This window comes from Streptomyces sp. NPDC053069 (genome assembly GCF_044546895.1).
GTDB lineage: Bacteria > Actinomycetota > Actinomycetes > Streptomycetales > Streptomycetaceae > Streptomyces.
In genome coordinates, this window is the sequence record NZ_JBITZN010000005.1 from 385,568 (window position 1) to 399,677 (window position 14,110).

Annotated in this window: 14 protein-coding genes and 3 pseudogenes; 8 read left to right on the forward strand and 9 right to left on the reverse strand. The window is 68.4% G+C overall.

What is annotated here, in order from left to right; all coding sequences use genetic code 11:
* Positions 1-78 precede the first annotated feature (78 nt).
* The 3 genes and pseudogenes from ACIGXP_RS14390 to ACIGXP_RS14400 form a co-directional block, all read left to right on the forward strand.
* Positions 79-1,062: an aldo/keto reductase gene (locus ACIGXP_RS14390; protein ID WP_399768086.1), complete on the forward strand. Its 984-nt coding sequence runs from the start codon at positions 79-81 to the stop codon at positions 1,060-1,062.
* A 108-nt stretch (positions 1,063-1,170) separates the two neighbouring features.
* A complete protein-coding gene (locus tag ACIGXP_RS14395; protein WP_399768089.1) occupies positions 1,171-2,124 on the forward strand; it encodes an SDR family NAD(P)-dependent oxidoreductase in 954 nt (317 codons plus the stop codon).
* 160 nt (positions 2,125-2,284) lie between these two features.
* Positions 2,285-2,431 (forward strand): annotated as a pseudogene (locus ACIGXP_RS14400) (hypothetical protein); the annotation flags it as partial.
* 144 nt (positions 2,432-2,575) lie between these two features.
* On the opposite strand, the gene ACIGXP_RS14405 reads toward ACIGXP_RS14400, so the two are convergent.
* From ACIGXP_RS14405 to ACIGXP_RS14425, 5 genes and pseudogenes are all read right to left on the reverse strand, one after another.
* Entirely contained in the window at positions 2,576-3,364 is a 789-nt protein-coding gene (locus tag ACIGXP_RS14405; protein WP_399768092.1) for a peptidoglycan-binding protein, read from the reverse strand.
* Positions 3,361-3,522 (reverse strand): hypothetical protein, encoded by a 162-nt coding sequence (locus tag ACIGXP_RS14410; protein ID WP_399768095.1) that lies wholly within the window; start codon positions 3,520-3,522, stop codon positions 3,361-3,363. The genes ACIGXP_RS14405 and ACIGXP_RS14410 overlap by 4 nt, the downstream gene beginning before the upstream one ends.
* A gap of 90 nt (positions 3,523-3,612) precedes the next feature.
* Positions 3,613-4,224: a peptidoglycan-binding protein gene (locus ACIGXP_RS14415; protein WP_399768098.1), complete on the reverse strand. Its 612-nt coding sequence runs from the start codon at positions 4,222-4,224 to the stop codon at positions 3,613-3,615.
* A gap of 671 nt (positions 4,225-4,895) precedes the next feature.
* Positions 4,896-5,792: pseudogene (locus ACIGXP_RS14420) on the reverse strand (transposase); the annotation flags it as partial.
* A gap of 40 nt (positions 5,793-5,832) precedes the next feature.
* On the reverse strand, positions 5,833-6,390 hold the full coding sequence (locus tag ACIGXP_RS14425; protein WP_399768101.1) for an NIPSNAP family protein: 558 nt from the start codon (positions 6,388-6,390) through the stop codon (positions 5,833-5,835).
* A 106-nt stretch (positions 6,391-6,496) separates the two neighbouring features.
* On the opposite strand from ACIGXP_RS14425, the gene ACIGXP_RS14430 reads away from it, so the two are divergent.
* Positions 6,497-7,426, forward strand: a complete 930-nt coding sequence (locus ACIGXP_RS14430) for a helix-turn-helix transcriptional regulator (RefSeq protein ID WP_399768104.1) — start codon at positions 6,497-6,499, stop codon at positions 7,424-7,426.
* Between the two features lie 68 nt (positions 7,427-7,494).
* Here the strand turns inward: ACIGXP_RS14430 and ACIGXP_RS14435 are convergent, their stop codons facing one another.
* A complete protein-coding gene (locus ACIGXP_RS14435) occupies positions 7,495-7,971 on the reverse strand; it encodes a hypothetical protein (protein ID WP_388263530.1) in 477 nt (158 codons plus the stop codon).
* An 85-nt stretch (positions 7,972-8,056) separates the two neighbouring features.
* Here ACIGXP_RS14435 and ACIGXP_RS14440 point away from each other — a divergent pair.
* Positions 8,057-8,530 (forward strand): annotated as a pseudogene (locus tag ACIGXP_RS14440) (IS5/IS1182 family transposase); the annotation flags it as partial.
* Here ACIGXP_RS14440 and ACIGXP_RS14445 read toward each other — a convergent pair.
* Positions 8,517-8,795: a hypothetical protein gene (locus tag ACIGXP_RS14445; RefSeq protein WP_399768108.1), complete on the reverse strand. Its 279-nt coding sequence runs from the start codon at positions 8,793-8,795 to the stop codon at positions 8,517-8,519. The pseudogene ACIGXP_RS14440 and the gene ACIGXP_RS14445 sit on opposite strands and share 14 nt — an antisense overlap.
* Before the next feature lie 958 nt (positions 8,796-9,753).
* Between ACIGXP_RS14445 and ACIGXP_RS14450 the strand changes: the two genes are divergently transcribed.
* Positions 9,754-10,860, forward strand: coding sequence for a hypothetical protein (locus ACIGXP_RS14450; protein ID WP_399768111.1), 1,107 nt, complete (start codon positions 9,754-9,756; stop codon positions 10,858-10,860).
* Here the strand turns inward: ACIGXP_RS14450 and ACIGXP_RS14455 are convergent.
* Positions 10,857-11,363, reverse strand: coding sequence for an Imm21 family immunity protein (locus ACIGXP_RS14455; RefSeq protein ID WP_399768113.1), 507 nt, complete (start codon positions 11,361-11,363; stop codon positions 10,857-10,859). The genes ACIGXP_RS14450 and ACIGXP_RS14455 overlap by 4 nt on opposite strands.
* 716 nt (positions 11,364-12,079) lie before the next feature.
* Here ACIGXP_RS14455 and ACIGXP_RS14460 point away from each other — a divergent pair.
* Both ACIGXP_RS14460 and ACIGXP_RS14465 read left to right on the forward strand, forming a co-directional pair.
* Positions 12,080-12,514, forward strand: a complete 435-nt coding sequence (locus ACIGXP_RS14460) for a hypothetical protein (protein ID WP_399768116.1) — start codon at positions 12,080-12,082, stop codon at positions 12,512-12,514.
* Between the two features lie 78 nt (positions 12,515-12,592).
* A protein-coding gene (locus ACIGXP_RS14465) for an IS5 family transposase (protein WP_399768119.1) occupies positions 12,593-13,374 on the forward strand; the annotation gives its coding sequence in 2 pieces (ribosomal slippage) (positions 12,593-12,740 and positions 12,740-13,374; 783 coding nt in all).
* 61 nt (positions 13,375-13,435) lie between these two features.
* On the opposite strand, the gene ACIGXP_RS14470 is transcribed toward ACIGXP_RS14465, so the two are convergent.
* Positions 13,436-13,942 carry a hypothetical protein gene (locus ACIGXP_RS14470; protein ID WP_399768122.1) on the reverse strand — a complete coding sequence of 169 codons (507 nt, stop codon included), beginning with the start codon at positions 13,940-13,942 and terminating at the stop codon, positions 13,436-13,438.
* Positions 13,943-14,110 lie beyond the last annotated feature (168 nt).

Here is a 14,110-nt window from a genome sequence, read left to right on the forward strand (position 1 = left end):
CGAGGGCAGCAGCACACCGGACCCACAACCAACCAGCCACACAGCGCGGGACGACCCGCAACAGCAAGGAAGATCACCATGGAACTCCGCACCCTCGGCAGCCAGGGCCTGACCGTCTCCGCCGAAGGACTCGGCTGCATGGGCATGAGCGCCTTCTACGGCAGCACCGACGAGGCCGAGTCCCTCGCCACCATCGACCGCGCCCTGGAACTGGGCGTGACCCTGCTGGACACCGCCGAGAGCTACGGCCCCTTCATCAACGAGCAGCTCTTGGGCAAGGCCCTCGCCGGCCGCCGCGAGCAGGCCGTCGTCGCCACCAAGACCGGCATCGAGTTCACCGACGACGGCACGCTCGTCGGCCACAACGGGCGCCCCGAATACATCCGTCGCTCCCTGGACCGCTCCCTGCGCCACCTGGGCACCGACCACGTCGACCTGTACTACCTGCACCGGGTCGACCCGCAGGTGCCGATCGAGGAGACCGTCGGCGCCATGGGCGAGCTGGTGGCCGCCGGCAAGGTCCGCTACATCGGCCTGTCCGAGGTCGCCCCGCAGACCATCCGCCGCGCCCACGCCGTCCACCCGGTCACGGCGGTCCAGACCGAGTACTCGCTCTTCGAGCGGGGCATAGAGGACGACGGGGTCACGGCCACCCTGAACGAGCTCGGGATCGGCCTGGTCGCCTACTCACCGCTCGGACGCGGCTTCCTGTCCGGTGCGATCACCAGCCCGGACGACTTCGCCGCCGACGACTTCCGCCGCACCGACCCGCGCTTCCAGGGCGAGAACTTCGCCCGCAACCTGGCCGTGGTCGACGAGGTCCGCCGCATCGCCGCCGCCAAGCAGGTCTCGCCCTCCCAGCTGGCTCTCGCCTGGGTGCTGCACCAGGGCGCGGTCGCCATCCCCGGCACCAAGCGCCGCCGCTACCTGGAGGAGAACGTCGCCGCCACCACCGTGACGATCACCGAGGAGGACGTGGCCGCCATCGAAGCCGTCGCCCCGCGCGGCATCGTCTCCGGCGACCGGTACGCCCCCGAGCTGATGCAGAACCTCAACGGCTGAGCGCAGGGCATGCCGGGAAAGGCCGCCCGGACGCCCCCCACCGTGCGGTGCCCCAGTGGCTCGCTCCGCCGACGCCGCCGCACCACTCCGGACGCAAGAATGGCAATCATGACAGCACAGCAGCCCATCGGCTCCGGCTTCGGGGCGCGCAGCACGACGGCCGAGGTCCTGGCCGGCCTCGACCTCACCGGAAGGCTCGCCGTCGTGACCGGCGGCAGCTCCGGGCTGGGGCTGGAGACCACTCGCGCCCTGCGGGGCGCCGGCGCGACTGTCGTCGTAGCCGTCCGCCGCCCGGAGGTGGCCGCGGAAGCCTTCGCCGCCGTGGACGGGGTCGAGGTGCACCGTCTCGACCTGGGCGACCAGGCCGGCGTGCACACCTTCGCGGACGAGTTCCTGGCGAGCGGCCGCGGCATCGACATCCTCATCAACAACGCCGGCGTGATGGCCCTGCCCGAGACCCGCCTCGGACCCGGCTGGGAGGCGCAGTTCGCCACCAACCACCTGGGCCACCACACGCTCACGAACCGGCTGTGGCCCGCACTCGCATCCGACGGCGGCGCGCGCGTGGTCACGCTCAGCTCCTCCGGACACCGTTACTCGCCGATCCGCTGGGACGACGTCATGTTCGCAAACGGATATGACAAGGCCGTCGCCTACGGACAGTCCAAGACCGCGAACGCGTTGTTCGCCGTCCACCTCGACGCCCTGGGCCGCGAGCACCAGGTGCGGGCCTTCGCCGTCGCCCCCGGCGCCATCATGACCCCGCTCCAGCGGCACATGACCAGGGAGGAGATGATGGCCTTCGGCTGGATCGACGACCAGGGCAACATCGCCCCCGGCTTCAAGACCCCCGAACAGGGCGCCGCCACCCAGGTCTGGGCGGCCACCTCCCCGCAGCTGGCCCACCAGGGCGGCGTCTACCTGAGCGACTGCGACATCGCCCCGCTCTCCCTGGACGACGCACCCGGAGTACGGCCCTACGCGGTCGACCCCGAACAAGCCGCACGCCTGTGGACCCTGTCCGCACAGCTGACCGGCACCAATGCGTTCGCGAGCCGGTGACACGGCGGGAAACGACACGTGCCGATCAGCATGACCACCGGGACGGCCCACACCGTGCTCACCTCCACCGAGGCACTCTCCCAGGGACCCGCACACGAACTGCGGGCACTGCGCGACGCCGACTACGGAGGCAGCAAGGCTCTCGACCCGGAGGTGCGCGCTCAACGAGCGGGCCACGGAGATCGAGGTGACCTGGGCGCGCCAGGACCGCCAGGGGCGGGAGTTCCAGCAGGTCCGCGTACGCTACCTCGCCGCCCGGACGGACGCGGGATGGCGAACGGTCGCCTCAGTGATCCTGGCCGGCTGACGAAGCTGTTGGGGCGGGAGCGTGGGCGCCGGTGCGAAGCACCGGCTGGTGTTCGTCGACCGGCTCCTGGCCGAACGCTCGACCATCCGGCAAGAGACCCGGTGCCTCCCAACCCCTACTCGCTGAAGCCATCAGCGGGGACGGTCAGACGTTGGGGACCTTCAGTGCGTCCCAACTGGCCTTGCCGGGGGTGCCGTTGGCATCGTCACCTGCGAAGCCGAGCTTCCGCTGCCAGGCGGCGTAGGACTTCACATCGCCCGGGCCCCATACATCGGCGTTGGCGCTCGACTGGTACTGGTTGCAGCCTTCGGCGACGAGCCGATGGTGCATTGCGGTGATGATCGGCGATTTACGTCCGGTGTGGAAGAACGATGCACCAGGGAACGGCTCGGTAGCAGGCCTCGGGGCGGGGTGTGAATCCTTGAAGTGGTCGTACGCCTCCTGAGCCGCCGCGAGGACCTTGTCGTAGATCGTGTCCATGTACGGGCCGGCGCAGGCGGTCGAGGACCAGTGGTGGTGGTAGAAGAGGTTGCTCCTGCTGGGGCGTTCGCCGATCACCTTGGCGAAGTGCCAGCCGGCGAGACGTGCGGCGCTCTTCCAGGTGGCCTCGGCGACCGTCCAGCCTGGCGCGAGCGTTTCGTTCGCCATTTCGATGCTGATCGAGCTCTGGTTGCCGGCCATGTCGCCGACGGCCCAGGCGTACTCGTTCACCTTGACGTACTGAGCGACGGCACCGGCGGCGTCCACGTCGAAGTGGGCCGAAGCCGGACGCGTCCTCCAGACGTTGAGCACACCCTGGTGCGAAAGCCGGCCGCCGTTGTGGTGCAGCGTGACCGACGTCTTCCTGTAGGGCTTGTGGGTGACGTGGCCCGTCGCGCTGAGGTCGTCGATGAGGTTCGAGACGGTACGGTCGTAAGCGATGGTGGCGGTCACTTGGAGTCCTCCGCGTCGTTCTCGACGCCGTCCTCGGCGAAGGCGACGAAGTCGCTCTCCGGAAGGTCATCGAGGTTGTCGGTGCCGGGTCCGTCGCCGGTGTCGTTCCTTTCTAGGGCCGCCTTCACGTCCTCGTCGTCGAAGTTCTTCTCGGGCATGACGCCGTCCTTTCAGTTCTGCCCGCCTAGCGTTGAGCGCGGAGGTGTACAGCTCCTCCACTCGCTGCTGCGACGCTAGGGCCTCGGCCTTCAGACGTTGGGCACCTTCAGTGCGTCCCAACTGGTCTTGCCGGGGATACCGTTGGCATCGTCACCTTTCAAGCCGAGCTTCCGCTGCCAGGCGGCGTAGGACTTCACATCGCCCGGGCCCCATACATCGGCGTTGGCGCTCGACTGGTACTGGTTGCAGCCTTCGGCGACAAGCCGATGGTGCATTGCGGTGATGACCGGAGATTTCCGTCCGGTATGGAAGAACGACGCACCAGGGAACGGCTCGAATTGGGTGGGGCCGGCGGGCCCGTCAACCATGTACTGCTTGTAGGCCCCGCTCACGAACGTGGACCATTGGTTCCAGTCGTGTGCGTCCTTGATGGCCTTTGCCGTCTTGGCGTTGTAGAGCGGGTCCCTGAGCTTGCCCTCAACCCTGAGTGTGTCCGGTGGGGAGGACTGCTTTGGATGCTTGAGGGAGCGTATCTGGAAGAGACCAATGGATGGCCCCCACTTGTCGTCGACCAGACCCTGGTCTCCGATGATGCCTGGGTCGCCTTTGGATTCCGCCATGGCGACGGCCGCCGCGATTTTGATGTCATCGCCGGCGAACCCTGCCTGTGTGGCGAGGGCGCGCAGCTCGGTCAGGCTCATTCTCATTTTCCGACGCCCCTCCAACTTGTTGATCAGAAGCCATGCCCACATGGCGCATCACGGTGTCGGATCCAGAACCGGGAATTGACCGTAATTCCCGACCCGGGAGGAGATATTGTCGAAATATGATAACTGTGCCTGCGGGTAAGCAATGAAATCCCGCTGCGAGCTTCCCCTGATTGACGCGTATACAGACAGCAGATCACGGATCCTCTTAGTCGCTCCTCGTGTGGTGCGAGGCGGCTTTGTGAGGCGTGAAAGATCACTTATTGCCACCATATGGCAAGGTCAGGGATCGTGCAAACAGAGCGCTGACGAGTTCGTGCACAGTAGGCGGTGAGACGTCGGAGACTTCGGTGGGACTCGGTGTTCGTATGTGCCGTGCCGATGCCAGGCCGGTGATCTCCTGATGACACAGCAGGCCAGCGACGGCTTGGACGATGTCGCTCATGCGCTCGCGGCGGCCGAGGTGACGGGAGGGCAGTGGGCGATGTCATGCTCGACCCAATGCGTTGCGAGGAATGCGGCTCGTGCTGTCGTTCGTGCACGGCTAGTTCAGGTGGTGTAGGCAGACTGGTGGCCCGGCTGTCGCGTCGGGTGGGCGCCGGGTTCCACTGCTCCGGGCTTGAAGCCTGCTCGTTGGGAGAGGGAATCGCTGCTGGTCAGCCGGGCAGGCGGTTGGGCTCCCAGCGGCGGCCTTGGCCGGTCAGGGCGAGCATGGGCATCCAGGCGAGCAGGTCGAGTGCGAGCTGGACGATCTCCAGCCAGACCTGGTTCTGGGAGGCGCCGTGGAGGGGGAGGTTGCGGACGATCAGCCGCATTCCCTTCGGCCGGCTCTTGAGGACGTCGCCGGCGAGCTCGGCGACCCAGGCGCCGTCGCTGACCTTGCCGTCCGGTTCAATGGCCGGGGTCCAGACCGAGGCCGGGACCAGAAGCACGGCTTGGTGGATGGCGTCGGTGATGGTCATCCCGACCGAGTAGGACAGCCATCGGCCACGTGCGGTGAGCCAGTTGAGGAACGTGCGGGTGCCCCCGCCGGAGTTACGGTGTTGCTGCCCGCGTTGCCCGGCCGCAGCAGGCCGGCGACCGGCTCTCCGGACCCTTCGCGGCCGTGGTCGACGAACGCGAACAGCGGGTGGTGGCCGAAGGTCTTCTTCCAGGTCCTGGCGGCGTGCTCCTTCTCGGAGTGCGACAGGACCAGCACCCCGTCGATATCGACGCCCCCCCGCCGTGGGCGTCCGGGGCCGCCGTACCGGCCAATTTCCGGACCCGCTCGCGGACTTCGGCCCGCGCCTGGCGGATCGCCGCAAGGGCACGGGGACCGGCGGCTGCCAGGGTATCAACCAGGCGGGAGACGGTCGGATCGGACGCCACCGGCCGAACACGGCGGGCTTGGCCCGCAGCATCGCGACATCGGCCAGGCAGCCCCCGCCCAGGGCCAGGGCGAGCGCGACATCCAGCAGGATCCTGCCCGGATCGTGCACCGCCCGAGGCTTGCGCCACGGCGCGAGCGCCGACGACAGCGCGTCCGCCGGCCCTGTCCGACAGGCTGTCTGCTTTTCGCTTATCTGATCACCTGGCGGGTAAGCCGCTCATGAAAGCCCGACGTCAGGTGTTCCATGGCTCCACGGGCTCCAGCCGCAGCAGCCGGGTCGGCCAGGGTGCCGGCTTGGCCGGGCCGAACCAGACCCGGACATCCTCTCCGGTGCGGACGGGCAAGCGGGGAAAGTCGTTTTCGGCGTGCTCGGTGCGGTGCAGCGCGTTGCCCGGACCCAGGTGCCGGGCGGCGTACGCGTCGAAGTCGGCCGCGTCGGTGGGGTGGCACACGGTCGCGAGCACCCCACTCGTGCCAGGCTCCGGTGTGAAGCCCGGGCCGCGCAGCAGCAGGACGTCGTCGCTGTCGACCATGGTGGCGTTGGCCGCGTCGCGGTGCTCCCGCCAGACCGGGCCGGTGTAGAACGCCTCCAGCGCGTGCCGGCGGTGCGCCATGTCGGGGAACGCGCGCAACCAGACGAAGCGGTCCGGGTCGTCCAGGTCGCGGAACCGGCCGCCGACGGTGATTCCGACCGCCTGCTGACCGGTCACGAACTCGCGCTCGAACAGCTCGATCAGCGTTTCCCGGGCGCCGGGGTGCAGGGTGTACTGCCGGAGTTCGACGATGCTCATGCGGTGGCCTGCCCGGTGCGCGTGAGGTCCATGGTCCAGTTGTCGTCCATGCGCCGCAGGTTAGGGCCGGTCTGCTGACATCTACTGTCAGTGGATACTGAGCAGCATGCGTGCGAGCCGGCTGGTCACCCTGCTTCTGCTGCTCCAGAACCGGGGCCGGATGACGGCCCGGCAGCTGGCCGACGAACTGGAGGTCTCCGTCCGGACGGTCTACCGGGACGTCGAGGCGCTCGGTGCCGCCGGTATCCCGCTGTACGGTGCCGCCGGCCACGCCGGCGGCTACCGGCTGGTCGGCGGCTACCGGACCCGGCTCACCGGACTGACCGCGGACGAGGCGCAGGCCGCGTTCCTCACCGCACTCCCCGGCGTCGCCGCCGAACTCGGCCTCGGCGAGGCGCTCGCCACCGCCCAGCTCAAGCTGCGGGCCGCCCTTCCGACGGAGCTGCGCAAGCACGCCGAGCGGATCCAGGAACGCTTCCTGCTCGACGCCCCCGGCTGGTACGGCGACGTCGACCGGGTGCCTCACCTGGCCGCGGTCGCCGCCGCAGTGTGGGCGCGGCGGGCGGTGGTACTGCGGTACCGGCGCTGGCGGGCGCCGGAGGAGATCGAGCGACGGGTGGAGCCGTACGGGCTCGTCCTCAAGGCCGGCCGCTGGTACCTGGTCGCCGGCGGGACGTCCGGGATCCGTACCTACCGAGTCGACCAGGTCCTCGAAGTCCGACCGACGGAAGAAGGGTTCGTCATTCCGGACGGGTTCGACCTGGCCGGGTACTGGAACGGCTATCTGGCCGACTTCCGAGCGCGACTGCACACCGGGGAGGCCCTGGTGCGGCTCACCCCGGAGGGCGCCCGCCGCCTCGGCGTGACAGCCACGGGTGACGGATGGACGGAGGCCCGCGTGCCCATCGAGTCGATCGACCACGCCCACCGAGAGTTCCTGCGGCTGGGCGCCGATGTCGAGGTCATGGCACCGGCCGAACTACGCAACCGCATCGCCGAGACGGCCCGAACCCTGGCCGCCCGCTACGAAGGGTGACCCCGGGCAGAAGGTTCTCCCGACCTAAAGGCTGTCCCGCAAAAGATCACCGGGAGCTCGGCGGTGGGCTACCCCATGACTTCGCGGGCCGCGTCGAGAAACGCCGACCGGTTGTCCTCAAGGTAGTCCCGCACGCTCTCACCGTCGGGCAAGCCGTGCCACACGGTCTTGTTGAGGTCGAGGAAGTGCGCGTGTGCGGCGTCATGCACAGGCAGGGGGAACTGGATGCGGAGGAGCCGATCCGCGACCCATAGCCTGTACATGACGTCCCGGGTTGTGAGGTACCAGGCATCGGTGTCCTCCCACTCGGACGGCCGGGTGTAGGCGCAGCGTTCGGCCTCGGCCGACACCTCGATGAACCGCTCCAGCAGCGCAAGCCGTTCCGCACGCCGGGTCTCCGTCAACGCGATCCGCTGCCGTTGCTGTTCGGCACGTTCCGCTGATTGCTGAGTCCTGTGCTGGACGAGGTAGGACAACACGCCGCCGAGGACAACGCCGCCCAACGATATGAGTGACACCCAGACCTGACCTGTCATGACGATCATCGTTCCATAGCGTCAATCTTTGAGGCGATCTTGAAGTGGCAGGTGTGATCACGGCGCTCAAGCGTCTGGATAGCCCCGTTCACACAGAGGACGACCGTGGAGCCTGCCGCTGGAGGAGGGCTCCTGCTGGTCGCCGCGTACTGGCGGACGAACCTGACACTGCGGCAACCCGCCCTGCTTTTTCCGCAAGGACACCGTGCTGATCGTGGACGGTACCTTGGGCCCCACCCGCGACCACACCGTCGCCGAGCAGTCGAAGAATTACCGATGCGCCACCAACCACCGGGTCGTCATCGACGCCGACGTCCGGCGCGTCGTGGCCGTCGGCCGGCCTGTGCCCGGCAACCGCAACGACTGCAAGGCATGGGAGCTGTCCTGCGCGAAAGACGCCGTCGGCAACGCCACGGTCATGGCGGACGGTGGATGCCGGGGCACCGGCCTCGTCATCCCTCACCGCCGTGAGCGCGGTCAGGCCGAACTCCCGGCTGAAGGACGACGGGGTCTTCGGGCCACGAGCGGTGTCGCCCACATGCACAACCTCGCACTCACTCAAGCCTGAACAGGGCGAAGCGAGATCGCCTTCGTGGCTCCTCAGGCACGCCAAAATCACGACGCATAGCCTCAAGCTGCTCGCGATTCGGGATGACCGAGTGCGGGCCGTCGGTTACGCCGAGATCACTGCGCATGGACTCCCTCATGGTGTCGATCAGGGACCAGAGCGAATGCTGTGCTTCAGCCGCTGATCGTAGGGTCTCACCCGGCCGCGGGTTTCCCTGCTCCAGGCGCTTGACCTGTCCGTAGACCACGGTCAGTGCCTCGTTCACGTCGTGAGCCGAAGGGATCACCGTGTCAGAAGCGATCATCAATGCCTCGGACCCGCGCTGGGTGAGCAGTGCGCCCCCGAGCGTCCCCCCCGACACCGGCGACCGCGATCAGTACCGCACCGACATCCACCCGATCACCCTAACGCCGGTCCCCACGGGAGCTTTTGGCGCCCGAGGCGAGATGGCACGGCGACTCGCGGGCAACGACGGAGTCGGGCTATCCGAACGGTACAGAACTCGGCCGTCCTCGTCCGTGATCACCATGACTTTGAACGGCGTGCTGCTTGCTCTTGCAACATGAGACGACGGCAGCGCCGTTTACGGTGGAACTGCGACGCCAGAGGCGAGTTGACCTTGATCACGCACGTACCCGAGCCGCCGGTACGACCGTGCGCGGGACCAGCGCCGCGGCCTGAACAACCTCACCGAGGCAGCCGAGGCCCGATACCGCCTGCAATGGGCCCACCACCTCCGACACGGTGCCATCAACGCGCTCTTCCGAATGCGTGTGGGTGTGGCCGACGTCAACGGCACTGCCTCGGCGGGGGGCGCATGCAGGAGGGGCGAGGTGGCCCGCATCAACGCCGACGGTGAACGACGCACAGCGCCCGTAAGGACATTCGTACGCGACACTGGTCAATGTCGGGCGCTGATGACACGGGTGTTGGATCTCATCGAGGGGCGGTCCGCCAGGCGCCCGGCACCACCCTGCGACATGTGTGGGTCACACATCCCCGTCGCCGATCCGGGCACGTCGACGAGCTCAAGGCCGGTCCGCCTAGGTGGTACTCGGGCGTATTGGAACCCGTCGTATGCTCCCGCAGACTGCTCAGAACCGTGGCGGCGAGAAACTGGCCGCTGCCTCGATGTCAGTGCCGGGGGATAGGTTCTCGGGCATGGTGAAAGCGATGATCGTCGACGGGACGGTTTCAAGCATGCGACCGCGGGGCGGACGCCGATGGTGACGGTTTACGACTGGTTCGACGACCCGCGTGCACTGGACGCCCTGGCCGCGCAGAACTACCACCGGGGGCTCGCCGAGGCGCTGATCGCGGCTGCCGACCGCGATCGGCGTACGTGGGACGTCACCAAACGCAACGCCTTCCGGTTGGTTGCCGGGATGGACGAGGAGCAGCGTCGGCCAGTGCTGGACGAGCTGGTACGGATACTCTCGTTCGGCCCCTGGCTCTCCGGGGACCAGGCGCGATTCACCGCCGCCCTGCGGGCGATAGCCGACCTCGCAGACGGCGGTGAGTCCTTGGACCCGGCCGACCGGGTGTACTACCGCGAGCAGTGGATCGCGGTGGCCCAGCACCAGGTCGAACTCTCGCAGATGCCCGAGGTCCGGCTCGTCATCGAGTACGAGCTGGCCGCCGGGCGGCCGGTCCCCGCGACCCTGGTCGCGGCGGTCCGGAGAACGGCGGAGGAGACGTTCACCGGGGCCGAGTACGCCGAGCTGGCCGCCCGGCTGACCGACCCTCCGGTGAACCCCGGCGAGGCCTGGGCCGACCGTGCTCTGGCCCAGGCCGAAAAGGGTGGCGCGCCCTGGTGGGAGCTGCTGGCCCACGCCGCCCGCGTGCGCTCCGCCAAGCCGAGCCGCGCCTGGGAGCGCAAGGCCCGCACGCTGCTGACCGCGATCGGCGAGCAGGAGGCGGCGGAGGCCGTGGTGGGCTGGCTTGCCCGGGTCGGCAGGCGGCGCACCCTCCAACTGATGTGCGAGGACACCCAGGTCGACGGGTACGACCGGTTCAACGAGAACGCGTTGCGCGGCCTGTGCTGGCTGCTGGCGCTGGTACCGCCCGCACCGGGGGACGCTTCGCGGCGCGCGGACGTGCTGGCCGGCCTGGTCACCGACGCGCCGACAAGGGTGTCCAACGCGGCCGTGTACGCGCTGGCGCAGTCGGGCGACGCCGAGGCGCTTCGCCGGCTGGTCCGGTTGGCCGGCGTAGTGGACAGACCCACGCGCAAGCTCGTCGACGCCGCGCTGGACGCCGAGGCGCAGGCCAGAGGCGTCACCCGCGCCGAGCTCGACGAGCTGCTCACCCTCTTGGCCGGAAGCTCCTAGGCGGGGAGCAGCCGCACCAGCAGGAAGGCGGCATTCTCGTCCGGCCGCACGGTCATGGACTGGGCCCGGTAGCGTCCGGGTGCCAGGTCCACGGGGAGGTACTCGCCGCTGGAGACGACCTCCTGGCCCTCGTACGAGGCGTCGGTCAGCAGGTACCGCCCGCCGGTCAGCTCGACAGTGACCTCGTCCTCCCAGCTCTCGTCACCGACGACCGCCTGCGCGACGGCGGCGGCGAGAGCCGTGTCGTCGTCCGCACAGCACCATCGCGCGAAGACCAGGTGGTCGGGCAGCCAGGTGACGGCCTGCGGTTCGCCGCCGAGCGTCAGCACGTCCCCGTGGCCCGGCAGCGGGAGGGCGTCCGCGTATTCCGAGGTGTGGTGCAGAGCCTGCTCCCACCCGTCCCACCCGGCCAGAGCGCCCTCCGGGACCAGCGCGTACCGGGCGGTGTCGGTGGAGTCGAGCCATCCGTCGACCGGTTCGAGGCAGTGCGGATCACGATTCATGCGCCGGATCATCGCACTCGCAGCTGACAGCGTTGCGAGGCACAGGATCCGAAGGCGCGCCGGAGGATGAGTGCGCAGACCCAGCGCTATCGCCCAGGAGTTTGGGGGTGACGTCAGCTGGCCCCATCTGCGGGGAGCTGAAGGCCTCGGTGCATGACGCTCCGGGAGGCCGCGACCGAAGCGCTCAAATCGGCGTACTTACTTTTGCGTGACTGAGCCATCCGGTTGGCAACTGTTCGCCAACCGGAGGGCTCAGCGTCCATCAGCGTTCGAATGAAATGCCGACCCAGCGCGATCACCGGCACCCTGCGTCGCCCGCAGACCCTCCTGCACGGGCGGTACGACCAGGACGGAGCCTTGCGGGATGTCGCACGCAGCGCCCCGCTGCACCCCGAGGCGGCCGCGCCACCTTGCTGCACAGCTCACCGCGGCCGCGCCGGGGCAGCCCTGGAGGGCGTCCAGTTCGCCACCGGCTGGGGGTCCCGGACACTGATGCCGCATCGTCCGCCGTAAGGAGGGCGCGTAGTCAGCCCCCACCCCACCAGCTGAGGTGCTGCCACTCGACCGGGCAGCGACCCAACCACCTTCGTGGCCCCCACCACTGCTGCTAGGCTCTCGCCCGAGCTATCGCGCTGGCTCAGTGACAACGGCTCCGCCGGTTCACCAGGTGCTCCGCGCCGCGCGCTTGAGTCCGTTCTCATGCCTCGGAGCCCTCCATGCCTGTCGACCATGCCCGCAAGACCGCCATCCGCCAGCGGATGGCCAGGACGGGTGAGTCCTACCGCAAAGCGGCTCGCGCCATCGACTTCATCTGTGCCTGCTCTACGCCGCCGCTGTGCGCGGTCCATCTGAGCCCCTGGGACTGTCCGGACGACTGCCCCCACCGGGACAACGTCCACGAGACCCCCGAGTACCGGGCTTGGGCGGCCACACCCCGCATCCCCGACGACTGCCCCGGCCATGCGACCTGCCAGGAGCCGGCCTGCTTCAACGGCTGCAACGACGTCCATGTCAGCATGTGCTGGGACTGCCTGCACGTCTTCGGCGTGACCGACGACGACCCCGAGGACGGCACCTGCCCCAACGGGTGCGCCCCGCAATTCCCGCTGGAACAAGCCTGGCTCGCTGCGCAGCCGACCGACGGACCCTGACCGGCCACCCACGCAACACGACACGGCCCCCGAGCAACACGGCTCGGGGGCCCCACACATACGCGCGCGAGCACCGTCATGACCCGGCCGCGGCCGCTGCTGCCGCAGCGGGAGCGGCGCTTCCGCTATCCGGGCCGCAGGCCGTTACCGGACCGCGATGTGCTGTGCGGGATCTTGTACGTGCTGCACAACGGGATCCAGTGGGAGTACCTGCCGCAGGACCTCGGTTCGGCTCGGGTACGACCTGCTGGCGCCGACTGCGCGACTGCAACGACGCCGGCGTCTGGCAGCGGCTCCACGAGGTCCTGCTCGCCGAACTCAACGCGGCCTCACGCCTGGACTGGTCCCGCCGCGTGGTCGACTCCTCCCACGTCAGGGCGCAAAAGGGGAGCCAGACGAGCCCGTCGCCAGTCGACCGGGGCCGGGCCGGCTCGAAACACCACCTCATCACCGACGGACATGGCACCCCGCTCGCAGTCCTGCTGACCGGCGGCAACCGCAACGACGTCACCCAACTGCTGCCGCTGCTCGACGCGATCCCGCCGGTCCGCGGCCGGGTCGGGCGCCCTCACCGCAAACCGGACTGTCTTTTCGCTGACCGCGGCCACGACCACGACATCTACCGAGACCAGGTCCGCGCCCGCGGCATCGTGCCCGCGATCGCCCGCCGCGGCACCCTGCACGGCACGGGGCTGGGCACCTACCGCTGGGTCGTGGAGAGAGGTTTTGCCTGCCTGCACGGCTTCCGACGTCTGCGCATCCGATGGGAACGCAGGGCCGACATCCACGAAGCCCTCCTCAAACTCGCCTGCTGCCTGATCACTCACCGGCAGCTCGGCGTTTTGCGCTGCCGTCAGTAGAAGTCATCACGCGGCTGGGCGCTGCGGCGATGCAGATCTATTCGGGGAAGCATCCAGCGGCCTATGAAATGGCGACATCATGCTGCAGTTCACACCTGTCGTGCTGGAGGTGCAGCCGGTAGAGGTCCTGCAGTGCAGCGACGGGAAAGGAGTGCTGAACCCACTTCGCCCGATAGCCGTCCTCGCCATGAACCTGCAGTACTGACTGAGCGGCTTCCAGGATGACGTGCCCCAGTAGGTCTCGCGGCTGCGTAGAGGCCCAGACAAGTGTGCCCTTCTGGTCGGGCGCATCGAAGCTCGTGGACATGTCAGGGAAGCGGTAGATCGCCACATCAACCTCCGAACCCCTGCCTCGCAGGACCCACCTCACTTCAGCCGGTTCAAGGTCGAAGGAGAAACGCTGGACAGGTATGGGGCCATACAGACCCGCCACACCGTGAAGCAAGTCGGCAAGAGCATCCGTGCAGTAGCTGACGACGTCCTTCCGCTCCGAAGAACCATCCTTGATGAGGCACGTCGCCCAGCCGCTGCCACTCAGTTCCCAACTGAACTGAAGATCATTGGTCATCCCGCCCCTCCCGGTGATCGTCTCCGAAGACGGTACAGCGCAGAGACAGGGACCCCTCGCAACCAACCGCCACGACCCACCAGTCAGGACACCGACCAGTTCGCTTGGCGGGTGCTGCGCCCGTTCATCTTCATTGTGTTAGGCGCTGTAAGTAGCTTTTCTATTTCC